This window comes from Proteus sp. TSJ240517 (assembly GCF_047921575.1).
Lineage (GTDB): Bacteria > Pseudomonadota > Gammaproteobacteria > Enterobacterales > Enterobacteriaceae > Proteus.
Genome location: NZ_JBLRMH010000007.1, coordinates 130,591 through 153,792, shown reverse-complemented (window position 1 = coordinate 153,792; position 23,202 = coordinate 130,591). Strand labels below are relative to the sequence as shown.

The following is a 23,202-nucleotide window of genomic DNA, read 5'->3' as shown; positions in this document are numbered from 1 at the left end:
TCATTTACCTAATACACTCCCGCTATCCAGCCAATAGGATGTTTCACCAATACCACTATCTGCTAACGTATTGAGTTTGAAGCTTAAACCGTTCTTATTAACGCCACCTTTGCCATTAATAAGCTCCATCTCTTCAATACGTAATTTTTCAGATTTATTGTCATCATTATGGCCGGAGGCACCTCTTTCTTCTCCCAACTTGATATGCAATACGCTGTCTTCTTGGCTAAGTTGCTGTGCCAATTTCGGATTTTTAATGCGTAAGGTATAAAGTGGAGACGCAGGCCAACGGGCATTATCCAATTGACGGAAACCTAAGCGTATTCCGCCTCTGACTTCAAAATAGGTATCAGGATCAGGCTCAAATTTATCCTGAATATCACGGTAGTAAACGTCATTATCGGAAATAGTGTTGTTGTTATCCAACATCCCTAAATAACGTACTGTTGAGTAAGTCTTAAAGTTACCTGTCGAGAAGTAGAAGTTGAGTAAACGTGCATTTTCAGCCATTAAACACAACATTGCACCGACTGCCGCTGTTGATTTTGGATCGTCAATACGGCCTTTTTTGTTGAATGGATACCAACCCCCTGTTTTGTAGCCGTGTAATGGCAGAATACGAGAAGGCGGTACAGGCTGTAATACTTTTAATAGCGCTTGAATTCCCGGTAAACGAGAAGGGCGGCCTGTCAGCAGTAAAACATCACAGGAGTAGTAATAAAGTACTTCACACAGTGCTTTTAAACTACGTGTGATATTAATACGTTCACCTGAAATAAATTCAGCGTGCAATTGCGCAAAGTTAATTTGTACAGGCACATTTAAAATGGAGAAACTGTCGCCACCACCAAGCTCTTTATTGGTTGCGTCATCAATATAACGACGTACATGTTCTGTCGGTAGAACGTTAAGTAATTCACCAAAAGTACTGTTAATGCCTTCATGAGGAACTAAGGGATCGTAGTTTTCGTATTGGCTTAAAATCTTTAACCCAATCGGATTAAAGATTTGTAGGGTAAGCTGTTGGCGCAACACTTGTTGCCCTGCATCTAAACCTTCACTGCCAAAAAGAGAAGACATCAGAGCATCAGCATCAGAAATACCCGCATCCGTTAATGCTGTGCGTAATGCAGGCAACACACAAATTTGGATGATATCTAATAAAATATCATCACCTGCAATTTTGAATCCTTCACGGAATAACTGTGTTGGAATAATTTTGACGTTGCTACCTGTACCCGTATCCAATTTATAGCGTGTGATAACGAGATCGGTTGTTCCGCCGCCAATATCAATTGAGGCAATCTTTAATGTACTATCACCCGTTAATGTGCGGTTATCTTCACGCACTTGGCTGGCAAAAAAGGCTTCAGTACGCTCACCAAATTTAATTTGAGTTTCGTTGTAGAGATAAACTAACTGGCCACAAGTGGCTTCATCCCATTTCACATGGATGTTTGGCATCGGTATACGACATTGTTCATCTTTACCGTCAAAACGCAATTTTTCGTCAGTCGGGTCCCAATTCATGGCTTTCCAAATTAGCCCTAATGCGTTTTCCATGCACGTCTCAAAAATAGCGCGCTCTGGTTTTGGCATTGCAGGTGGAATAGTCAAAATGATATTGCGCAATTGACGAGGCGCACTTGCGTGACTCATTTTAAGGCGTTGAGCTGGGCTGTTCATTTGTGTTAATGCCTGCGCTAACACTTCGGTTAACATCATGGTCATTAATGAACTGCGAGTATAGTTTGGCGTAAATACTGGCATGCGATCATCAGGCTCTAAACGGAATAACGGTTCACCGTGATCGTTTAGAAGATAAGTCATCGGCACAGCAGTCGCCAGTGGCTCTCTGTCTGTTTGACCAAAAGAACGACTAAAGCGCCAACCCGGCGAATAAGGCGAGTCGTCCCATAAATAGCGTTTAGGGCTTGAAATACCTGTTGAACCTTCAGTTCCTAAGCGTTGCGCTGCCATGCGATTGGCTTCTGGGCCAACGCGACCAATGGTGGGCCACATAAAGGCATTGTTGCGACCGCTATTAACTGAAAAATCTTGTTTACCAAATTCAGCTTGCGCAAATTCAACACGGCTTTCAAATGGCTCATTATAGATTTGATAAGGATGGCTTAGATCACGCAGTGTCATTTCATAGAGTTGCGTTAACCCTTTGTTATCATTGATATGATCTTCAATTAAGATCCCACAAGTGCGTGAGTTACCCACATCAAGAATAAGATCAACTTCAATCGCAGGCTCTTGTGGTTTAGTTTCGTTAATTTTGATTTCAGGTAAGTGTAGTTTCTCACCTAATATATTGAGTAAATTGAGGTAATGTGCTTGATGTTGAAACTCTTTGAGCGCCTCTTCAAGTTCATCATGGTACATTTTGGTGACAGCCAGCGCTCTTTCGCTAAAGACTTCCTTTAACCAACCATCAATCCACGGTGTTTCAAGGAAGTTCTCAACTTCATAACCTAAATAGGCCAGCGCAAAAGCAACACCAGAGCGAACATCTTCTTCGTTTGGTGCAAGATAAGCAGTATTGGCGCGATTAGGCTCAATACGGGTATCAAATGCCACAACAACACGGTGTGTATGTCCATCTTCATCGGGCTCTGGCAGTTGATGGAACATCATTCTTACCCAGTTATCAGGGCCTTGAGAGAATGCGCGTGGTGGATTAAAACGGAAAAATGGCACTGGTAGCCATGTGTCATTTAATAGTGTTAATGACTCTTCAAGGGAGAAACTAAATTCAGCTTCTCTCGGTGTTTGAGGCTGATTTTTAGGTGCAGGATAAAGATAGTTATCATCTCGTTCATTATAGATGAGTCGCATTAACGGGCCGTTTTCGCCTTTTTTAACAAACTCACCGTACTCTTTGCGCTGTGGTAGCTTAAAACCGAAATCCAGAAACTGAATATTACTGTCTCGGATAAGGGTAATTTTATCTTTATAATCGGTCAGTGGCGCTAACATGAATTAGTTATTCTCCCGCTTCATTGATAATGGGAATGGCTGACTGTTCTCATATTTTCCTTGGCAATCAGCAATATTTTGGCTTCCTGGCTGGCAAATAATGTTTGGCATCAAATAGTTTGAGCCATCACTACACAGAGCCTGACCTTGGTTATTAATATTTAATCCGCCTTGATTAACGGCTGCGTTGACAGGTGCTTTGCAGGTCACGCCATCACTGCGAGTCATTACGACTTGTCCTTTGCCATTATCGAGTTGGTAATTTAGGCTCAGTGGCTTACCTGTTTTTTGATCTTGGATCCCCGCCCCTGCTTTCCATTGGCCATTTAGGAATTGGGTTGAGCCATTCGCTAATGCATTCGCAGGAATGGTCAGTGGTGTTGTGTTATCAACTGTCGTAGGCGGTGTAACATCGGGTGGAGCATTGGGATCAACAGGAGGGTTAGGCGTGTTGCTCTCATTTCCTGTATTTGGGTTGTTATCTGTTTTCGGTTGCTCATTTTGTGCCGCAGGATCAACGGGTGGTACATTCGGTTGTTGTGCATCTTCGGGCAATGTTCCTTCAGGTAAGGCACCTTGGTTATTGTCTGTTTGAGGATCAACCACAGGTAAACCCGTATTAGGATCAACCACTGCACCGTTACCGTCAGTGCCATTAATCACATTTCCATTCGTATCTACAGTGCCTAATGTTCCAGTGTGAACAGTGCCTGTTGGCACACCGACGGTGTGACCGTTAGTTACCACTGTGGGGATTTTCGGTTTTTCAAGCGTAGGTTCTGGCAATTTAGGCGCTTCAATATCTGGCGTTTTAATATCGACCGTAGGTAACGCTGGCGTTGAAAAACAGCCTCTTAAGAAGAAAATAGCGAGTAGAAGTAATAATAAAGGTAACAGCCACCATAAAAAACGCCACCAAGGACGCTTAGTGTCAGTAATGATGATATTTTCTTGGGCTGGTGGAACCGCTGGTGATGTTGGTGCGATTGGCGCAACCGCTGGCTTTAAGCAAGCAACAGGATCAACTCTAAGTTGCTGATTGGCGCTGACAAACCCCCAAAAGGTAATAATCGGTTGTCCATCAACAATAAAAATATGGTTTTCGTCAGGAAATTGGATAGTTTTACTGAGCAGGGCGCCAAAAAGCTGGCTTTCTTTATTTCCAGCTCTTTGCTGTTCTTGTTCACTAAAGGCGATTAAATCATCTTGATTCTTTTTCAGTAGAGCATAAGCGGCAGTGCGCTCTTCTTCTGAAGCCGCAGACCAAGGAATAACAGAGCCGTCAATCGGTGAATACCAGTCAATACGCTCGCCTGTTTCATTGGGCTGAGGAATAGCAAGGCATTGAGAAATATGTGCCTTTCCTCTTAAACGTAGAGTTTCACGTAGTTGCAGTGCCGAGATATAAACAGCCTGTCCATTTTCTCCCATAGGGAGGTAATTTTCTAATTTACCACTTCGTAAGAATGCTTTATTCACGACGATCATTCCGCTAGGCAAGATTATCTATGGGTAAGTTGGCTTATCCGTAAATAGGCTTTAAGGCTAAAAATAAAGATATAAAATTGATATACATTTTATATTATCAGAAATTGGGTGTCTATCTAGCGGATTATTTAGGGTTGATTAACTGATTATTATTAAAGGTTTTTTTATTTTTCTTGAGTGAAAGAGGGAATATTAAGGTAACGATTATGATAATTAAATAATGATGTTACAGGTTGCGCTATATTTTCTTAAATATATGGATTAAATCACCGAGATATTGAGTTTTACATTAAAAAATAATGAAATAGAAGAAAAAAAAGACAAAATATAAAAGAATAAACTATTAATGATCATCTAACTGTTGTGATAATAATCACAAAATAGGTTTATTCTGAATAATGAGGAAATAAAAAAGGAAAAAAATACCTAATTAAGGAATGCTCTTAAATAGATAAGATATAGAGCTTGTGAACTTCAATATAATAATAAAATACACGTAATACGTGAAAAAAATTCACCCTCAATGTGAAACCAAAGAGGGTGAGTTAAATATTAGAAACAGTAATCAATCATTATTTACAGTTCTTTGGAATATAATCTTCAATCGCTTTTCGAGTCATTAAACTGACTTCATTCGCATTACGCGCCGTGAAGACTTTACCGCCAGTGGCATTTGCCACACAGTTACCTGCACCAGTACCTAAAATATCCACCACATTAATGACGGCGCGAGGGTGAGCGCGCTTTAAGGTTCTGGCTGCGGCACAAGGGTCTTGATCGCAAGACTCTAAACCGTCTGATAACAATACAATAATGGTGTCACGATTATTGCCTTTAATTAAATTACCTGCACGCTTGATAGACTCGGCTAATGGTGTGCCACTATCGGGCTCAATACGTTTAATGTAACTGAGTAATTTTGATCTCTCATTACCACCATAAGCAGGGCTTGATTTAACAACACCACAGTCAGATGCCACAACGGTGGTAATTTTCATATCTGACGGAATGTTATTAATGATTTTTATTGCTGCGTTTCTTGCGGTTGTGATCCGTCGAGGTTCGGCATCATAACCTGGGAAAAGTTGTCCAGTTGAAGCGATATAGTCTAAATCACTCTCCGTTAAATTCATGCTCAGCGCCATAGAACCAGAGGCATCAAAGATAAGGATCACTTGAGGTGCAAGTTCCGCTGGGCGATCTGCGGGGCACATTTGTTTAATTTTACTGGCTAAGCGATTTTCACAGGTTGTATTTGCGGCTTTCTCTGTCACACCCGCTTTTTTCAATTCATCTTGTACACAAGCTTCTAATGGAGTGAGTTTTTTCACTGGCACAGGCTTGGGCACTGGTGCAGGTTCTGGTACAGGCTCAGGAATAGGCTCCGGTACAGGTTCTGGAACGGGTTCAGGGATTGGCTCTGGCTTAGGAACAGGCTCTGGTTTTGGCGGTATGACAACGGCAGGTTTCTCTTCAACCACAGGAGGAACCGCTTTCGGATCAAAACAGCCTTTTAACCAAGACGCCAATAAAATTAAAAACAGCAAGAATAAGAAGAGTAATAGCCAACGTAACCAGCGATTACGTGTTTTGGCGGGTACATCGGCAAGCGCGGCACCCGCAGCTGCGGCACTTGCGCCTGCGGTGACTTGTGCAATAGGTGGCGGTAATGGTGTTGTGCGTGGCCACCATGTAATAACGGGTTGCCCATTAATAATATAGACACTTTCGCTATCAGGTAGCGTCGATGCTGTATCTAAAAGATGGCGCTCTTCATCCGTAATTCTATTTTGCGATGCTAATAGCGCCGTTTGCGTTTTAATATCGTTAAGGCGTTCATCTAAAATACGTCTTATTTCTTGCTGCTCTTGTCCTTGTAACGACGTTAAGGCGATAGGATTACCAGAAACAGGAGAATACCACTCAATCACGTCATCCGACTTTTTCTCTGGCGTCGCAAATAGAGAACGATACTTAGTCGGAAAGTGTTGAGTTAGCAATTGAAGTAATTGCTGTTGGTGCGTTAAGGCAAAATCGGCGCGGGTAATATCAGCCGTTAATCGTGAGATTCGATTCATATTTTAGAGAGCCTTATGTGACGGCTATATTCGGTTAAAGAAAGCAAATTAAGATAGCAATATTATTGACTATAACGGTTTTATAAAAAAGGTGAAATTAAAGCGTTCACTTTTTTAATATAAGACAAAATTAAATTTTATTTCTAAATCCGCTCAATTTATTTCTCTATTTTAACAGGGGAAATAATTCATTTGCTTATTTATCTTCACTCCCATTAGGATGCGCATTTATGTTAAAGATAAAGATCGCAAATTGGCCGATCTCTCTTATTGAGTACTGGTGAATATTGATATAGCACATAGAGCATCAAGGCGTTACAAGGTATGTTACCCACACTAAAAAATAGCCAAATCATTCGCTTTTAGGGGAATTCATTCCTCTTTTTACGTTGATATAACAGCAGGTTTCTGATGACAAATAAAATAAATAATAACCAATTACTTAATGATGTAACTCGCTACTGGAATATCAGAGCTGAAAGTTATAGTGAGTCTAATCAACAGGAATTGCTGAGCGAGAAACAACAGAAATGGCGTCATCTGTTATTGGGGCATATCAAAGAAGGTGAAACCTTAAAAGTGCTTGATATTGGTACGGGGCCTGGTTTTTTTGCCATTTTATTAGCGTTATCAGGCCATGATGTCACGGCAATTGATGCAACTGAGGGCATGTTGCTGGAAGCCAAACAAAATGCGCAAACGCATCAGGCAAATATTCAATTTATTCGCGGTGATGTACACCAACTGCCTTTTGCCAGTGAACAATTCGATTTAGTGGTGAGTCGCAACGTGACATGGAATTTAAAAGCGCCTCAAAAAGCGTATTCAGAGTGGTTTCGTGTATTAAAACCAGGTGGTAGTTTGATTAATTTTGATGCTAATTGGTATTTACATCTTTTTGATGAAAATTACTGGCAAGGTTTTGTGGCAGATAGAGAGCGTTCAATTGAAAAGCAAGTTGAAGATCACTACGTCAATACAGATACCAAAGAGATGGAACGAATTGCTCGCCAATTACCGTTAAGTCAAATTAAACGCCCTCAATGGGATATTAATACCCTGTTAGAAGTCGGTTTTAGTCGATATATGATAGATACTCGCATTGGTGATTTTGTGTGGAACGAAGAAGAAAAGATTAATTATGGCTCCACACCGATGTTTATGATCCACGCACAAAAACAAAGAATAGATAATTAAAGGAGAACAACGTGAAGCCCTTATTTTCAGTGTTCCCAACACTATTATTAACACTTGCATGTGCTTTTCCTGCGTTAGCAGATAAAAGTAATAATATGTTGGATTATGCCAGCACAAAAGACATTCGTGATATTAACCCGCATCTCTACTCTGGTGAGATGGCGGCTCAAAACATGGTATTTGAATCCCTTGTATTAAATACCGAAAAAGGTGTTGCACCTTATTTAGCGGAGCGTTGGGACATTTCTCCTGATGGAAAGAGCTACACCTTCTTTTTACGTCATGATGTGACTTTTAGCGATGGTGAACCTTTTAATGCTAAAGCAGTAAAATTAAATATTGAAGCTGTGCTAGACAACTATGAACGACATGCGTGGTTAGAGTTAGTTCGTCAGATTGATAGTGTTGAAATTGTTGATGAATTCACGGTTAAATTAAATCTAAAAAACCCTTACTACCCAACATTAACCGAATTAGGTTTAACTCGCCCATTCCGCTTTATTTCGCCAAATTCTTTTATTAATGGCAAAACAAAAACGGGTGTTGCGAATTATATTGGTACAGGGCCTTGGGTATTAACTGAGCATAAAAAAGACCAATATGCTGAGTTTAAAGTTAACCCAAATTATTGGGGAGAGAAGCCGGTATTAAATGGCGTGATGTGGCGAGTGATCCCCGATAGACAAACCATGTTACTTTCTCTACAAAAAGGGGATATTCAGCTTATTTTTGGTGCAGATGGCGACATGTTAGATATGGATTCATTTGAAGCTCTTATGGCGTCAGATAAATTCAAAACTGAAATGAGCGCACCGATCGCTTCTCGCGCAATTGTGCTCAATAGTAGTCGTGCAATGACATCCAGCCAAAAAGTCCGCCAAGCATTACAATATGCGGTTGATAAAGAAGGGATTGCACAAGGTATTTTAGCGGGTAGCGAAAAAATCGCTGATACTTTAATGGCGCGCAGTGTGCCTTACTGTGATTTTGATTCTCCAACTTATGCTTATCAACCAACAAAAGCGATTGAACTATTAGAAGCCGAAGGCTGGGTATTACCAAAAGGTAAAGCTATTCGTGAGAAACAAGGTGAGAAATTACAGCTATTGCTCTCTTATAATGTGAATAATGCCGTTGAGAAAGAGATAGCTGAACTTATTCAAGATGATTTTAAAAAGATTGGTGTCGGTTTAACGATTTTAGGTGAAGAGAAACAAGCCTATTTAGATAGACAAAAAAATGGTGATTTTGATTTACAATATTCACTGTCATGGGGAACGCCTTACGATCCCGCTTCTTTTGTTTCATCATTTAGAATACCAGCTCACGCAGATTATCAAGGGCAAAAAGGGTTGGCAAATAAAGTCCAATTGGATGCAATGATTGGCGAGTTATTAATTACACCTAATGAAGCGCGCCGTCAGGAACTCTATAAAAACTTGTTTACGTCATTAGCCGAGCAAGCGGTCTATATTCCGTTAACCTATTCACGTACTAAGGCTATCCATCGTAGTGAATTAGAAAATGTGGGCTTTAATCCATCTCAATATGAAATACCGTTTGAAAAGATGCGCTTTAAGCCTTAATTAATGCATCAATGAGATTAACCAAAATAAGTGAGGCACGTAATATCAATGTGCTTCACTGATCAAATCTTATGCTACGTTATATATTCTGGAGAGTGCTGGCTATCTTCCCACTGGCACTGATCATTTCATTTATTGCCTTTATTCTGTTGGAATTAGCTCCGTCTGATCCTGCGGAAGTCGCGCTACGCGTCAATGAAATAGTCCCCACACCCGAAGCCATTGAAGGCATGCGCCATGAATTAGGGTTAGATAAGCCTTTTTTTACGCGTTACTTTTTGTGGTTAATGGCGGGTTTGCAACTCGATTTTGGTACCTCTTTTCTTACAAGAACCCCTGTTATTCAAGAGATGTTAAGGGCGTTACCTCCAACACTTTGGCTAGCTTCAACCGCGCTATTCTTTACGATTATTCTGACACTCCCTTTAGCATTATGGTGTGTGGCTAAACCTCAAAGTTTTACGGATAAATGCATCCGTTTCATTGTGTTTATTTTAACGGCTATTCCTAATTATTGGTTAGGATTGCTATTAATTTGGGGAGTCGCTGTTTATTTGGATTGGTTGCCTGTCAGCGGGATGCTATCGCCTCAGTCTGTTATTTTGCCTGCTCTGGCGCTCTCTTTAGGGTATATCGGCACTTATTTACGGTTATTACGCGGTGCGATGTTAAATCAATGGCATCAGACTTATGTCTTTTATGCCAAAGCGCGTGGATTACCTGATAATCTTATTTTGCGTCGCCATATTTTACGTAATTCGCTGTATTCCAGTTTAACGGCTTTAGGGATGAGTATTCCAAAGCTTATTGCTGGTACGGTGGTGATTGAGAATATTTTTGCTTGGCCGGGAATAGGGCGACTATGTATCAGCGCTATATTTGGTCGTGATTATCCGATGATACAAGCTTATATTTTATTGATGTCACTGTTATTTCTCTTTTTTAATTTTCTGATGGACGTCATTCAAATGATGGCAGATCCACGGCTAAGGAGATAATGATGTGGCGGATTTTTTGGCAACGACTCGGAAAAGATAAAAGTGCGCAACTGTGTTTATTGGTGATTATGATTGTGGTTATTGCAGGAATATTCGCCCCTTGGTTAGCTCCGCATGATCCCACATTAACCTCAATACGTTTGAAATTTAAGCCTATAAGCTTTGATTACCCGCTGGGTACGGATAATTTAGGGCGCTGTATCTTTTCAAGGTTATTGTTTGGTGTAAGAACGACGGTATTTTATGCCTTATTAGCCATGAGTGTGACATTAATGATTGGTTGGTTAATGGGAATGTTAGCCGGATTTTTTCATGGTAAGACAGACACATTAATTATGCGATTATGTGATGTGGTTTTGTCATTCCCTGCAGAAATTATGATCTTAGCGTTAGTGGGAATAATGGGGCCGGGTATTGGTAATATCTTAATTGCCGTTATTTTAGTGAAATGGGCATGGTATGCCAGAATGATCAGAGGGGTTGTTCGCCAATATTCCCATCGTAATTACATTGCATATGCACAGGTGATTGGTGCACCTTCTAGTCATATTTTACGACGTCATTTATTGCCAGTAACATTTGCTGAAACTATTGTCTTAGCATCAACGGATATTGGTAGTGTTGTTTTAATGATCTCGGCGCTCTCCTTTTTAGGGTTAGGTGTACAACCACCAACGCCAGAATGGGGAAATATGTTGAGTGAAGCAAAAAATGTCATGGTATTACACCCAGAGCAAATGTTACCCGCAGGCATTGCAATTACCCTTGTTGTTACTGCATTTAATTTTTGGGGTGATTTCTTACGTGATGTGTTTGATCCGGATAATCGTCAGTCAGTAGGAGAACAGCATGAACAACTTACTGACGCTTGAGCACGTTTCTATTACTCATCAAGAAAGCGGAAAAAAACTGATTGATGATATCTCTTTCTCGATAAAGCAAGGGCGTACATTAGCGATTGTAGGCGAAAGTGGTAGTGGCAAGAGTTTGATTAGTAAAGCCATTATGGGATTACTACCTGAACAATTAGTCATGTCAGGGGAGATTTTCTTGAATGGAAAGAAAATCAGTCATGAGGCGCTTTCTCAACGTCGAGCTTTATTGGGGACATCTTTAGGTGTGATTGTGCAAAATGGCATGAGTGCCTTTGATCCTCTAATGAGAATAGGAAAGCAATTTTGCCAAACTTTAATCTACCATTTTTCCTATTCTAAAAAGCAAGCCGTAGAAGAAACTGAGTTGGCATTATCTCATGTATTTCCTCATCAATTTCAATCTATTATGCAAGCATTTCCTCATCAATTAAGTGGTGGACAATTACAACGTGTGATGATTGCGATTGCACTTGCCTTATCACCAAAGTTATTAATTGCAGATGAACCGACAACGGCGCTTGATGCACCTCTTCGCCAAGATATTTTAAAACTACTCCAGCATGTCGTCACAACTTATCATTCAACACTGATTTTTATTTCTCATGACTTAGGGATAGTCAATGAAATTGCTGACGATATATTAGTGATGCAAAAAGGAAAAATGGTTGAATGTGGTGAGAAAATAACCGTTTTATCGCATCCAACACAAGAATATACGCGTTATTTAATTAATGCACGCCGACAGCTTTCATTACGTTTCGAACAATTGATTAATAAAAAATAGATTAATATTATCCAAATAAAAGAGGGTTTATGTTATTAAGCGTTGAGAATATTAGTAAGTACTATACTCAAAAAAATAACACACTATTTGGTGAAAAAGTGAAGGTTATCGACTCACTCTCTTTTAATATTAATTCGAGTGAAGCTTTTGGTTTAGTGGGTGAAAGTGGCAGTGGTAAAAGTACGTTAGCGCGTTTAATTTGTGGATTAGAGTTACCTGATAGTGGTGCCATCTTTTTAAATAATAAGCCCGTTACAAAACGACTTCATCGCCAAGGTATAATTAGTATCGTTTTTCAAGATTATATGACGTCTGTTAATCCAACATTAACGGTAGGCGAAATTATTGCTGAGCCGATTAAAATCATTAATCCAAGTATTAGCAATCAAGCACTGAAAACACTTATTTTTGCTTTTTTAGATAAAGTAGAATTATCTAAAAGCTGCTATACACGTTATATATTTGAACTTTCTGGAGGGCAGGCTCAACGGGTATGTTTATGTCGTGCATTAGCATCTTATCCAAAACTTATTGTATTAGATGAAGCGCTTAGCTCTTTAGATATTCCCACTCAAGTTCAAATATTAGATTTATTAAAACAGTTAAAAGAAGAATTTACACTCTCTTATCTTTTTATTAGTCATGATATTCAAACAGTGGCTTATTTCTGCGATAAAGTGATGTTCTTTTTACAAGGTAAAAATATTGAATTGTGTGAGATAAATAACCTAGGTAAAGTCACGCAGGATTATTCAAAAAAATTAATTCAATCCGTTATTTAATCAATAAATAGTAATAAAAGACAGCAGTAAAATACTGCTGTCTTTTATTGGCAAAAATTAAAGATTATTCATTAAATGTTCTTGAACCGCTTTTGCATCGTTTGCAGCATTGAAATCAATACCAAAATTCAGCGTGCCTTCTTTGAGATCAATACTACGTGGTGTTGCTTTAGAGCAGGTAATATTCTGTATTTTTTCTTTTACCGTTTCTTGTGCTATTTTTGAGCTCTCACAAGTATTAATTACGCCTTTTAATCCTTCGCTACAATAACTATCAATACCTGTTGTTTTTAAATCATCAGCAGTAAATGCAGACCAATCAAACATGACTTTTATATTGGCATCACAGCTTTTATTTAAATCAACAATACGAGATTGAATATTCTCCTCGAATTTTTGTTGTAATTCTTTTTCAGCTAATGTCGCTGCAAAGGTAGAAGAGGAAATAAGCAGTAGAGAAAGACTAATAGCAATATTTTTCAACATAATTAAATGCTCCAAAAAAGAATATATAAATTTAAATTAACTTATTAAAAGTAAAGTAATAGAGCGTTATAGCAATAGGAATATTATTGTTTTTGTTTGTTTTATTATTTTTTGAATAATATCTCTTATTATTAGAGAGATATCTTTTTATAAAAGGGTATTTATTGTCGAAATATTGCTATTTTTATAAGTGTTTTTACTTATCTTATTAATTAAATGTTCGTTAGCTTCATAACGAACATAATCGATTCAGTATGTCATCTAAATAACGCATAAAGCCAAATAAATAAATTATCAATAAAATCATGATATTAAATTATCCATGTAGATCTGCATCACAAACTAATCTTATTGTGATTGTTTTTTCAGCATGCTCGAATTAACTTGCTAACTCGAAGTAGCAAAAATTAGCATAGCGTTAGCAAATGATGAGGGTTCGCATGGAACAACAATATTTTATTGGCGTTGATGTTGGCTCAGCCAGTGTCCGTGCAGCGGTATTTGATAGCAATGGAAAGCGTTTGGGCTTTTCTGTCCGCCCTATTGCTCAATTCCGCCCAAAAACGGATTTCGTTGAGCAATCGTCTACCGATATTTGGCAGCAGGTTTGCACGACTGTAAAAGAGTCGGTGGCGTTATCAGCTATTGATCCTATCCATGTGAAATCTATTGGCTTTGATGCCACTTGTTCTTTAGTTGCTGTGGATAAGGATGGCAAAGGGCTTTCTGTTTCACCGAGTGGCAAAGCGGAACAAGATATCATCATGTGGATGGATCACCGTGCTGTACAAGAAACGGTTACCATCAATCTGACCAATGATCCTTCACTGCGATATGTCGGTGGTGAAGTGAGTATTGAAATGGAGTTGCCAAAAATTCTCTGGTTAAAAAATCATTATCCAGAGCGTTATCAAAACGTATGGCGATTCTTTGATTTAGCTGACTTTTTAGTTTGGAAAGCAACATCAGGGGATGTAGCAAGTACCTGTACATTAACCTGTAAATGGAACTATTTAGCACATCAAGGACAATTTAGTGAGAGCTTGTTAGCCGATGTAGGTTTGGATGAATTATTAGAAAAAGTACCACAAACCATCCTTGCGTTAGGTGAACAAGCGGGTTGTTTAGATGAGTCAGTTGCTAATGCGTTTGGCTTGCACACGGGTGTCATTGTTGCTTCAGGCATTATTGACGCACATGCGGGTGGGTTGGCATTAACGGCATCACAACCTGAAGGTAGTTTGGCAATTATCAGTGGTACGTCTAACTGCCATATGATCGTAAGTCAATATCCCATTATGGTACCTGGTGTTTGGGGACCTTACTTTGGCGCGATGTTACCAGACTTATGGCTAAATGAAGGCGGTCAAAGTGCTGCTGGTGCGTTAGTCGAGTGGTCTATTCGTCGTCATGAGTCATGGGCTGAATTAGAACAAGAAGCGAATGAAAAAGGGGTGAATTACTACGCCTTATTAAATGAAGCTGTCGCTGAATTGGAAGAAACAGAACAATATCCAACCGCACAGTTTCATGTTTTAGCTGATCACCATGGTAATCGCTCTCCACGCGCTAATCCTGCCGCAAAAGGTATGGTAAGCGGATTAACGTTGGAAAGTGGTCGTGTTGCATTGGCTCGTTATTATCTTGCAACACTGCAATCTATTGCTTATGGCACACGTCATATTATCGACACACTTGAAGATGCTGGACATCAAATTAATCGCATCGTGATGTGTGGTGGTGCAACGAAAAATCCATTGTGGCTACGCGAATATGCTAATGCGACAGGCCGTGAAATTCATTTAGCGCAAGAAGAAGATGCAGTGAATTTAGGGGCTGCATTATTAGGTGCCGTAGCGTGTAAAGCCTTTGATGATTTCTCTAAAGCTGCCAGCGCAATGGTACGAGAAGGTGGCATTATCGCACCAGATAGCGACACGTTTGCCTTCCATCAGGCCAAATATCAAGTTTATTTGCAGATGTATCAAGATCAGCAGCGTTATAACGAAATGATGTCAGATTGTTGACCACTAATTTTTCCGATTATGAACCGAGTTTACCTTACCAGGGATACCTTATGTTGAACTTAAATCTACCAAAATTACCAACGACCATTACAGCAGGTTCTAAAGAGATCCTGATGGTCACCAACGCAGACTTACGTGAGCCTGCAAACGTAACTTGCTGGCCTGTACAGAAAAAATTTGAAGATAAACTGGCTACAGCATTAGAAGCTCAAGGTTACAAAATGAAGCGTGCTCATGAGATTAATGAAGCTCGCGGTCATGGTTTTATCAGCAGTCAGCGTGAAGGTTGCGATATGTTTGCTGCAATCGATCCTGATGCACCAGTGATTGTGTTATTAACCGCATGGCAATATTCACACCATATTGCCTCTTCTTTAGCACACCATCGTGGCCCTATTTTACTGCTGGCTAACTTTGATGGTACATGGCCGGGTCTGGTGGGCATGTTGTGTTTAGCGGGTACGATGACCAGTTTAGGTAAAAATTATTCACGTTTATGGTCAGAAGAGTTTGATGATGAATTCTTTGTAGATGGTTTAGCTACTTGGTTAAAATATGGCTATGTAAATCATAAGCTTAACTATCTTACAGATATTGCGCCAACACACAGGGTAATGGCGACAGAAGCCGGCGAAGTAGGTCGCAAAGTCGGCGAATATATAATTAAAAATAAAGAAATAATCGGTTTGTTCGATACATTCTGTATGGGAATGATTAACGGGGTCTTCCCACAACAGGCAATGATCAATATTGGTATGCCAATTGAATCCCTTTCTCAGTCTGCGTTACTGGTCGAAATGGCGAAAGTACCGACAGAATTAAGAGAGGCATGTTTACAGTGGTACGAAGATAACGGGATGACGTTTATGTTTGGTCAAGATGACAAAACTGAACTCACTCGTGAACAAGTGATGGAGCAGTGCGCCATGATGATTGCAATGGCGCGTTTCGTAAAACGTTTTGGTTTAACGGCGGTGGGTGTGCAATATCAGCAGGGCTTAAAAGATTGTTGCCCTGCATCTGACTTTGCTGAAGGTGCGATTGGTTCGACCGCGCGTTTCCCATTACCAGATGAAAACGGCGAGATTATCTGCCCTAACACGCCAATTCCTTGTATCAACGAAGTGGATATGGGTACGGCTATTCCTCAAACGATGTTATGGCGTTTATTAACATCATTAGGATTACCGGCTGAAACTACACTACATGATATTCGTTGGGGTAGTGAGTATGAAGGAACATTCTACTGGGATATGGAAATTTCAGGCTCTGTTCCTTTTGAACACCTCAAAGGTGGCCTAAAAGGTGCAACAGGTTATCGCCAGCCTCCGATGTTCTTCCCTAAAGGGGGTTCAACTATCGCGGGTCAAGGCAAGGCAGGACGCTTGTTATGGAGTCGTGCACACTATGAAGGTACTGATGTGATTATGCATATCGGTACAGGTGTGGCGGTAGAATTACCTGAAGCAGAATTTGAACGTCGCCGTAGAGCAACTAACTACGAATGGCCATTACTGAACTGTACGTTAGATGGCGTAACTCGTGATGACCTTATGGCGGGACATCAAAGTAACCACATTACTGTGGCTTATGTTGATGAAGATAAATTGGCGTTTGTGCTAAAAGCATTCGTTGCTCAAGCACTGACTCAAGGTATCCAAGTGAAAGTGGCAGGCGATGCCATTAACTTACTGTAAGGAATTGATGATGAGTCAGCAAAAATACGTCGGTGTTTGGCCTGTTATGCTAACCCCTTTTGATGCCAAAGGGGAGATTGATTGGGCGTCATTAGAGCGCCTTGTAGACTGGTATATCGATTCTGGTGTACATGGACTATTTGCCGCCTGCCAATCAAGCGAAATGTTTTATTTAAGTGATGAGGAAACTCAAGCACTTACCCGTTTTATCGTTGAAAAAGCAGATGGAAGAGTACCTGTAGTTGCTTCTGGTCATACTGCAACCGCATTAAGTCAGCAAAAAGAACAATTGCAGGCAATGGCGGGTACTGGCGTCGATGGCGTCATTATGATCAGTAATCGCTTGGCTCTTGTCGGGGAGTCAGATGATAAAGCGATGGAAACACTGCAAGTCTTAACCAATGTGGTACCAAAAGAGATTGATTTGGGTATCTATGAATGCCCTTATCCTTACAAGCGCTTGTTATCTGAAGAGATTGTAGAGTGGTGTGCACAAAGTAATCGCTTTACCTTTATCAAAGATACGTGCTGTTCTCTTTCGATGATAGAACGTCGTTTGGCATTATCAAAAGGAACTCGTTTGCATCTTGCAAACGCTAACAGTCAAACGCTATTAGCTTCATTCCAAGCTGGATGTCAGGCATATAGCGGTGTTATGGCAAACTTCCATCCAGAGCTTTATGTTTGGCTTTATGAGAATTGGAAAGATAAACCAGAGCAGGCTGCGGTGTTAGCTGATTATTTATCAACAGCAGCGATGACCGAAACACTGGATTATCCAGCATGCGCTAAATATCATCAGCGCCTGATTGGTAACTTCAGCACACTGGTCTGTCGTTCCCGTAACAGCAGTCAGTTTGAAAACTCATTTTTCCCTTCTGCCGTCAATAGCATGACTGCATTGGGTGAAAATATGAAGAAGTGGCTTTCGTTAGATTAATTTAGGACACAGGAGTAGGAATATGCCTTTCGTGATGAAGGAAACCCAGTTTGTGCTTGATAATGCACATTCACTTTTTAATCACTGCCATGCTTCAACGATTGTGCGTGTGCCTAACTCTGAGCGTTTGTTAACCGCTTTTTTCGCTGGTGATAAAGAAGGTAGCGGTAATACCGCTATCTGGCTAGTGATGAAAGAGGGTGATCATTGGCAACATGCTCAGCCTGTTGTTAAAAATCCGGGTGTTGCGCACTGGAATCCAGTTTTACATGTTGACCCATCAACAGGTAATATCTGGCTGTTTTATAAAACGGGTCCCGATGTACATAGTTGGACGACCCAATACGTTATCTCGAAGGATGGCGGAAATAGCTGGAGTTTACCGAGTGAATTGGTTTCTGGTGATGTAGCACCTAGAGGTCCTGTGAAAAATAAAGTGTTAGTGATGTCGAATGGCGAGTGGTTGGCACCAGGATCGGTTGAGGATGACCAATTCTGGGATGCGTTTGTCGATATTTCGAGTGACAACGGTCAACACTGGTTGCGAGTAGATATTCCAATTGAACATCATAAAGGTGAACAGACGGAACATGAAATCTGGCAGGGTTTAAAGGACGATGCCTTATGGGAGACTGATCTACAACGCGTTTTTCAATGGGATGGCGTGATACAGCCAACACTATGGGAATCCCAGCTTGGGCATGTGCATGCCATGATGCGGAGTACGCGCGGTACGATTTATCGTAGCGATTCAACGGATTATGGGCGCAGTTGGTGTCCAGCTTATGCAACAATATTACCAAATAATAATAGCGGCATTGATGTCGTCTCCTTCGCAGATGGTCAACTGGCATTGGTGTATAACCCGAATTCAGGTAACTGGAGTCGTCGTTATCCCATCTCTGTCAGTCTTTCATCCGATAATGGCAGTACTTGGTCTGAACCATTCGATTTACTCGATGGGGAAGGCGAATTTTCATATCCGGCTATTATTGCTGAAAACAATACCCTACACGTGACCTTTACTTGGAACCGAAAAAACATTGTTTATCAGCAGTTAATGGCTACTCAATAAAAATGTGGAGAAAGGGTTTTATGAAAAAGAGTCTACTCGCAGCGTTGGCGATTACGATGACACTGGGCATGGGGAACGCAGTTGCCCAACAGTTAACGTATCCTACAAAAAATATTGATGTTGTCATCCCGAAAAATCCAGGCGGTGGTACTGATACTTCTGCACGTACTATCATTGAATTTGCAAAAGATGTGATGCCGGCTGGACGTATTTTCGTTCCTGTGAATAAGCCTGCGGGTAATGGTTTAACGGGGCTGATTGAAGTTGCTAATGCGCGTCCAGATGGCACGAAATTAGTAATGACAACCGTTGAACTTGCGATGTTCCCACACCAAGGAAAATCACCAGTTACTTATAAAGACTTCACCCCAATCGCAACAACTATCGCTGATCCAGTGGTGCTAGTTGTTAATGCAGAATCACCTTACACCACGTTACAAGAGTTTATCGATGGCGCGAAAGCGAACCCAGGTAAACTGAAAGTGGGTAACTCAGGGATGGGTGCTATTTATCACTTAGCGGGTGTTAATATCGAACGTACCACGGGGGCTAAATTTAACCATATCCCTTATAACGAAGGTACAGGCCCTTCAATCGCTGCTTTAGTGGGTAACCACCTTGATGGCGTATTAACAACGCCGGGTGCAGTTAAATCTCAAGTTGATGCTGGTATTCTACGTGTTCTTGGTGTAATGGATGAGCGTCGCTTCCCATTATTCCCAGCCGTACCTACTTTCAAAGAAGCATTGAAATTAGACACTAACGTGAAAATGCGTGCTTGGGCTGTATTAGCAACAACAGCTAATGTCCCTGATAACGTGAAGAAAGAGTTAGTCGGTGCATTCTCTGAAGTGGTTCAAAAACCTGAATATCAAGAAGCACTGAAAAAACAAGGTATTATGCCTGTTTACATCACAGGTGACGATGCTTACCAAATGATGAAAGAAGACCACGAAATGTATGCTGAGTTAATTTCAGCAACTCTGAAAAAATAACCTTTCTATGATAAACCACCCTATCCGCAAGCTGGATAGGGTCGGGGAGATCCCGACATGACTAAAATCAATACAATCATCGGTGCGATTTCAGTAGCTTTTGGGCTACTTATTATCTATCTCTCCCGTGATATGAGTATGTTTGATGAATATGGTGTACCAGGAGAGCGCTTCTGGCCTTATGGTTTAGCCATCTTATTTGTTTTACTGGGGATTTTTCAATGGATAGGTGTGATTGTGCAAAAAGTAAAACACGTTCACCAATCTGTTGACTTAAGTTCGACTGCGGTTAAGCGTGCTTATGGCTTAGGCATTTTTATGCTGCTATATGCAACTGGCTTGTATTTTTTTGGTTTTATTATTCCGTCATTGCTTCTTATCCCAATCATTATGTGGTTGATGAATGAAAGAAAGCCTATTGCGCTGGTTATTATTCCAGTCGTAATGGTTGCCGCCGTTTATGTCTTCTTTGACATTATCTTTAATTCACCTCTGCCAACCTCCGTCTTTTTTGAGTAAGCGGTAAAGGAGCTTTGAGATGGAAATACTAGACGCTTTAATGGTCGTTTTCAGTCTGGAAACGATAACGATGATCCTGTTGGGGGTATTCGCGGGTATTATTATCGGCGCATTACCAGGCCTAACAGTGAATATGGGGATTGCATTGCTTCTCCCATTAACTTACTCCTTCCAAGGAATGACAGGGATCTTATTATTATTGGGGATGTATTGTGGTGCCGTATATGGTGGCTCAATTACCGCAATACTAATAAGTACACCAGGAACACCCGCTTCTGCTGCTACGGTATTGGATGGTTATCCAATGGCGAAAAAAGGTGAAGCAGGAAGAGCACTGGGTTTATCTACGATGGGCTCTATGTTTGGGGGGATCTTTAGTACGATTGCCCTGATTGTTATTGCGCCTCAATTGGCAAAAGTAGCGACGGGTTTCTCTGCTGCTGAGTATTTTGCACTCGCTGTATTTGGCATAAGTATTATTACCAGTGTATCATCGCAATCGATTGTGAAAGGATTAATGGGCGGGGCAATTGGTTTAGCAATCGCAACCATTGGACTTGATCCGATGACATCAGGACCTCGTTTTACCTTTGATACTGTGTATTTAATGGGTGGTGTTTCATTTATTCCTATCCTAGTTGGCCTGTTTGCTTTCTCTCAAGGACTTATTAGCTTCGAAGAAGAGTACCGTGAGCGTAAGCAGAAGAAAAACGAAAAAATTAATGCACGTATTCACCGTGTATTACCAACGTGGGCAGATTTTAAACGCGTATTACCAACATATTTACGCTCTTCTGCTATTGGTACAACGATTGGAGCTATTCCGGGTACAGGTGGAGATATCTCATCATTTATCTCTTATAACGAAGCAAAACGTTGGTCTAAACACCCTGAAGAGTTTGGTCATGGTTCACCAGAAGGTGTGTCTGCACCAGAAGCCGGTGCAAACTCAGTGACAGGCGGAACCATGGTGCCTTTAATGACCTTAGGTATTCCAGGTGATGGTGCAACTGCTATTATCATGGGTGCATTTATGGTTCAAGGATTGGCATTAGGGCCTCAGCTCTTTACTGACAATCCAGTTGAAGTTAACAGTATCTTTATTGGTTTGATGATGGCGAATATTTTCCTCGGTATCTTAGGTTTCTTATGTATGAAACTCTTCGTTCGAGTGATGGATGTTCCGCGTCGCGTATTAGTACCAATTATCTTTGTATTATGTAGTGTAGGTGCTTATTCTGTGAACCATAGCATCATCGATGTGTTTGTGATGATGGGGGCAGGGTTACTCGCTTACATTATGATTAAGCTTGATTTCTCCATGTCTCCTGTGGTTATCGGGATTATCTTAGGGCCGATGGCAGAATCAAACTTACGCCGTGCTTTAATGATGTCTCAGGGTGATTTATCTATCCTGTATACACGCCCAATTACAGCGACATTCTTAGGTATTGCGATACTGACGTTGATCCTACCCATTATTGGACCTTCGTTAAAAGCGATGTGGAAGAAATACCGAGCTAAGCCTGCTCAATAAAGGTTAATCAGCCCTCATCATTAAGATGAGGGCTATATCAATGATGGAATATTAATGGCAAAAACAGTTGAACAGATTGCAAATGACCTGAATTTGTCTATTACCACAGTCAGATTGGTATTAAATGGCAAAGGTGATCAATACCGGATCAGTGCAAAAACGCAAAAGAAGATAGCAGACTATGTTGAGGTGTTTGGTTATACCGTCAATCATGCGGCTAGAAGCTTAAAGCTTAATAAAACAGATACCTACGGATTGGTTATTCCTCGCCTTTCTAACCCATTCTTTGCCGCTTTAGCTGAAAAATTAGAGATGCATTGTCACCAAATTGGTTGTCAGCTAACGATTAGCTGTACTTATGGTGATATCAAAAATGAAAATAAGCTCGTTAAATCAATGGACGAGCGCAATGTTGATGGCATTTTTATTGTTTCGTCTAGCCGCAAAAATCAGCTACATCATGTTAAGCATCGTCAAAAACCATTGGTTTTTTTAGATAGAGATTTCTCTGTTAGTGAAGCTATTTGTGTCGCTTCAGATAACTGTGACAGTGGTGCTCAGCTGACAAGAGCGATGATAAAGCAAGATGCGCCAATCCACTTTTTTGCGGGTGATGCATTATTACCAACTATTGCCGCTCGTTTGCGCGGTTATGTGCAAGCCATAAAAGGGCATTATGGTGATGATAACCGCGTCACTGTCTCTTATGCTGAACATAATACGACCAAAGATGGTGAGCGGATGATGAAACAGTATTTGGAACAACATCAGCAAATACCTTCTCATTTTATTGCTTCATCGTTGCCTATTCTTGAAGGTTTATTGAGTGTTATCCGTCAACGTGAAGGGAGTATCCCTGCTCATCTTCATATTGGTACATTCGATGATCATGTGATGCTCAGCTTTTTACCGAATAATGTGTGGTCCATGAAGCAGGACGAAGCGTTATTGGTAGAAAAAGCCTTTGAAATCATGACGGCAAAAATTTCAGGCACTGTTGTGAAAGCGCCTGCACTTATCAAAACACAGCTTATTGAACGTCTCATTCCAGCCTAATGAGTCAATTAGCAAACTTATTCGCCTCACTTTGTGAGTAGATTAAGCTTTCTATTCGCCTCACTTTGTGAGTAGAATAGAGTTTGTATTTGACTCA

General features: G+C 40.6%; 18 protein-coding genes. 14 read left to right on the top strand and 4 right to left on the bottom strand.

What is annotated here, in order from left to right:
• The 3 genes from ACNARN_RS13005 to ACNARN_RS12995 all read right to left on the bottom strand — a co-directional run bounded on the left by ACNARN_RS13005 (window position 1) and on the right by ACNARN_RS12995 (window position 6,551).
• Complete coding sequence (locus ACNARN_RS13005; RefSeq protein ID WP_198626280.1) at window positions 1-2,985, bottom strand: virulence factor SrfB; 2,985 nt, start codon at window positions 2,983-2,985, stop codon at window positions 1-3.
• 3 nt (window positions 2,986-2,988) lie between these two features.
• Window positions 2,989-4,464 carry an SrfA family protein gene (locus tag ACNARN_RS13000; RefSeq protein WP_198626281.1) on the bottom strand — a complete coding sequence of 492 codons (1,476 nt, stop codon included), beginning with the start codon at window positions 4,462-4,464 and terminating at the stop codon, window positions 2,989-2,991.
• Between the two features lie 581 nt (window positions 4,465-5,045).
• The gene (locus ACNARN_RS12995) at window positions 5,046-6,551 is read right to left on the bottom strand and encodes a VWA domain-containing protein (protein ID WP_416304536.1); all 1,506 of its coding nucleotides are present in this window, start codon (window positions 6,549-6,551) and stop codon (window positions 5,046-5,048) included.
• Window positions 6,552-6,962: 411 nt separating this feature from the next.
• On the opposite strand from ACNARN_RS12995, the gene ACNARN_RS12990 reads away from it, so the two are divergent.
• The 6 genes from ACNARN_RS12990 (at window position 6,963) to ACNARN_RS12965 (ending at window position 12,773) form a co-directional block, all read left to right on the top strand.
• Window positions 6,963-7,748, top strand: coding sequence for a class I SAM-dependent methyltransferase (locus tag ACNARN_RS12990; protein WP_109373726.1), 786 nt, complete (start codon window positions 6,963-6,965; stop codon window positions 7,746-7,748).
• An 11-nt stretch (window positions 7,749-7,759) separates the two neighbouring features.
• Complete coding sequence (nikA, locus tag ACNARN_RS12985) at window positions 7,760-9,334, top strand: nickel ABC transporter substrate-binding protein (protein ID WP_160230794.1); 1,575 nt, start codon at window positions 7,760-7,762, stop codon at window positions 9,332-9,334.
• Between the two features lie 71 nt (window positions 9,335-9,405).
• Entirely contained in the window at window positions 9,406-10,332 is a 927-nt protein-coding gene (opp1B, locus tag ACNARN_RS12980) for a nickel/cobalt ABC transporter permease (RefSeq protein WP_416304535.1), read from the top strand.
• 2 nt (window positions 10,333-10,334) lie between these two features.
• Window positions 10,335-11,204, top strand: a complete 870-nt coding sequence (gene opp1C, locus ACNARN_RS12975; RefSeq protein ID WP_198620105.1) for a nickel/cobalt ABC transporter permease — start codon at window positions 10,335-10,337, stop codon at window positions 11,202-11,204.
• Window positions 11,182-11,991 carry an ABC transporter ATP-binding protein gene (locus ACNARN_RS12970; protein ID WP_198620104.1) on the top strand — a complete coding sequence of 270 codons (810 nt, stop codon included), beginning with the start codon at window positions 11,182-11,184 and terminating at the stop codon, window positions 11,989-11,991. Before opp1C ends, ACNARN_RS12970 begins: the two co-directional genes overlap by 23 nt.
• Before the next feature lie 29 nt (window positions 11,992-12,020).
• A complete protein-coding gene (locus tag ACNARN_RS12965; protein WP_349443215.1) occupies window positions 12,021-12,773 on the top strand; it encodes an ABC transporter ATP-binding protein in 753 nt (250 codons plus the stop codon).
• Between the two features lie 57 nt (window positions 12,774-12,830).
• Here the strand turns inward: ACNARN_RS12965 and ACNARN_RS12960 are convergent, their stop codons facing one another.
• Window positions 12,831-13,259, bottom strand: coding sequence for a hypothetical protein (locus tag ACNARN_RS12960; protein ID WP_349443214.1), 429 nt, complete (start codon window positions 13,257-13,259; stop codon window positions 12,831-12,833).
• 440 nt (window positions 13,260-13,699) lie between these two features.
• On the opposite strand from ACNARN_RS12960, the gene ACNARN_RS12955 reads away from it, so the two are divergent.
• Genes ACNARN_RS12955 through ACNARN_RS12920 form a run of 8 tightly spaced genes read left to right on the top strand, consistent with a single transcriptional unit; the run spans window position 13,700 to window position 23,105 of the window.
• On the top strand, window positions 13,700-15,286 hold the full coding sequence (locus ACNARN_RS12955) for an FGGY-family carbohydrate kinase (protein ID WP_109373719.1): 1,587 nt from the start codon (window positions 13,700-13,702) through the stop codon (window positions 15,284-15,286).
• Between the two features lie 50 nt (window positions 15,287-15,336).
• The gene (locus ACNARN_RS12950) at window positions 15,337-16,983 is read left to right on the top strand and encodes a signal transduction protein (RefSeq protein WP_198629972.1); all 1,647 of its coding nucleotides are present in this window, start codon (window positions 15,337-15,339) and stop codon (window positions 16,981-16,983) included.
• A gap of 10 nt (window positions 16,984-16,993) precedes the next feature.
• Window positions 16,994-17,923, top strand: coding sequence for a dihydrodipicolinate synthase family protein (locus ACNARN_RS12945; RefSeq protein WP_416304534.1), 930 nt, complete (start codon window positions 16,994-16,996; stop codon window positions 17,921-17,923).
• A 22-nt stretch (window positions 17,924-17,945) separates the two neighbouring features.
• Window positions 17,946-18,998 carry a sialidase family protein gene (locus ACNARN_RS12940; protein ID WP_198620100.1) on the top strand — a complete coding sequence of 351 codons (1,053 nt, stop codon included), beginning with the start codon at window positions 17,946-17,948 and terminating at the stop codon, window positions 18,996-18,998.
• A gap of 20 nt (window positions 18,999-19,018) precedes the next feature.
• Window positions 19,019-19,993: a tripartite tricarboxylate transporter substrate binding protein gene (locus ACNARN_RS12935; protein ID WP_232797607.1), complete on the top strand. Its 975-nt coding sequence runs from the start codon at window positions 19,019-19,021 to the stop codon at window positions 19,991-19,993.
• A gap of 57 nt (window positions 19,994-20,050) precedes the next feature.
• Complete coding sequence (locus ACNARN_RS12930; protein ID WP_109373714.1) at window positions 20,051-20,512, top strand: tripartite tricarboxylate transporter TctB family protein; 462 nt, start codon at window positions 20,051-20,053, stop codon at window positions 20,510-20,512.
• Between the two features lie 19 nt (window positions 20,513-20,531).
• Window positions 20,532-22,049 (top strand): tripartite tricarboxylate transporter permease, encoded by a 1,518-nt coding sequence (locus ACNARN_RS12925; RefSeq protein ID WP_109373713.1) that lies wholly within the window; start codon window positions 20,532-20,534, stop codon window positions 22,047-22,049.
• A 54-nt stretch (window positions 22,050-22,103) separates the two neighbouring features.
• Window positions 22,104-23,105, top strand: a complete 1,002-nt coding sequence (locus ACNARN_RS12920; RefSeq protein ID WP_109373712.1) for a LacI family DNA-binding transcriptional regulator — start codon at window positions 22,104-22,106, stop codon at window positions 23,103-23,105.
• The last annotated feature ends 97 nt before the right edge of the window (window positions 23,106-23,202 follow it).

Excerpts from the sequence above, each read along its gene's own strand:
- opp1B (WP_416304535.1), top strand. The coding sequence starts at position 9,406 with ATGCTACGTTATATATTCTGGAGAGTGCTGGCTATCTTCCCACTGGCA.
- ACNARN_RS12990 (WP_109373726.1), top strand. The coding sequence starts at position 6,963 with ATGACAAATAAAATAAATAATAACCAATTACTTAATGATGTAACTCGC.
- ACNARN_RS12950 (WP_198629972.1), top strand. The coding sequence starts at position 15,337 with ATGTTGAACTTAAATCTACCAAAATTACCAACGACCATTACAGCAGGT.
- opp1C (WP_198620105.1), top strand. The coding sequence starts at position 10,335 with ATGTGGCGGATTTTTTGGCAACGACTCGGAAAAGATAAAAGTGCGCAA.
- ACNARN_RS12965 (WP_349443215.1), top strand. The coding sequence starts at position 12,021 with ATGTTATTAAGCGTTGAGAATATTAGTAAGTACTATACTCAAAAAAAT.
- ACNARN_RS13005 (WP_198626280.1), bottom strand. The coding sequence starts at position 2,985 with ATGTTAGCGCCACTGACCGATTATAAAGATAAAATTACCCTTATCCGA.
- ACNARN_RS12925 (WP_109373713.1), top strand. The coding sequence starts at position 20,532 with ATGGAAATACTAGACGCTTTAATGGTCGTTTTCAGTCTGGAAACGATA.
- ACNARN_RS12995 (WP_416304536.1), bottom strand. The coding sequence starts at position 6,551 with ATGAATCGAATCTCACGATTAACGGCTGATATTACCCGCGCCGATTTT.
- ACNARN_RS12960 (WP_349443214.1), bottom strand. The coding sequence starts at position 13,259 with ATGTTGAAAAATATTGCTATTAGTCTTTCTCTACTGCTTATTTCCTCT.
- ACNARN_RS12935 (WP_232797607.1), top strand. The coding sequence starts at position 19,019 with ATGAAAAAGAGTCTACTCGCAGCGTTGGCGATTACGATGACACTGGGC.
- ACNARN_RS12945 (WP_416304534.1), top strand. The coding sequence starts at position 16,994 with ATGAGTCAGCAAAAATACGTCGGTGTTTGGCCTGTTATGCTAACCCCT.
- ACNARN_RS12940 (WP_198620100.1), top strand. The coding sequence starts at position 17,946 with ATGCCTTTCGTGATGAAGGAAACCCAGTTTGTGCTTGATAATGCACAT.
- ACNARN_RS12920 (WP_109373712.1), top strand. The coding sequence starts at position 22,104 with ATGGCAAAAACAGTTGAACAGATTGCAAATGACCTGAATTTGTCTATT.
- ACNARN_RS12930 (WP_109373714.1), top strand. The coding sequence starts at position 20,051 with ATGACTAAAATCAATACAATCATCGGTGCGATTTCAGTAGCTTTTGGG.
- ACNARN_RS12955 (WP_109373719.1), top strand. The coding sequence starts at position 13,700 with ATGGAACAACAATATTTTATTGGCGTTGATGTTGGCTCAGCCAGTGTC.
- ACNARN_RS12970 (WP_198620104.1), top strand. The coding sequence starts at position 11,182 with ATGAACAACTTACTGACGCTTGAGCACGTTTCTATTACTCATCAAGAA.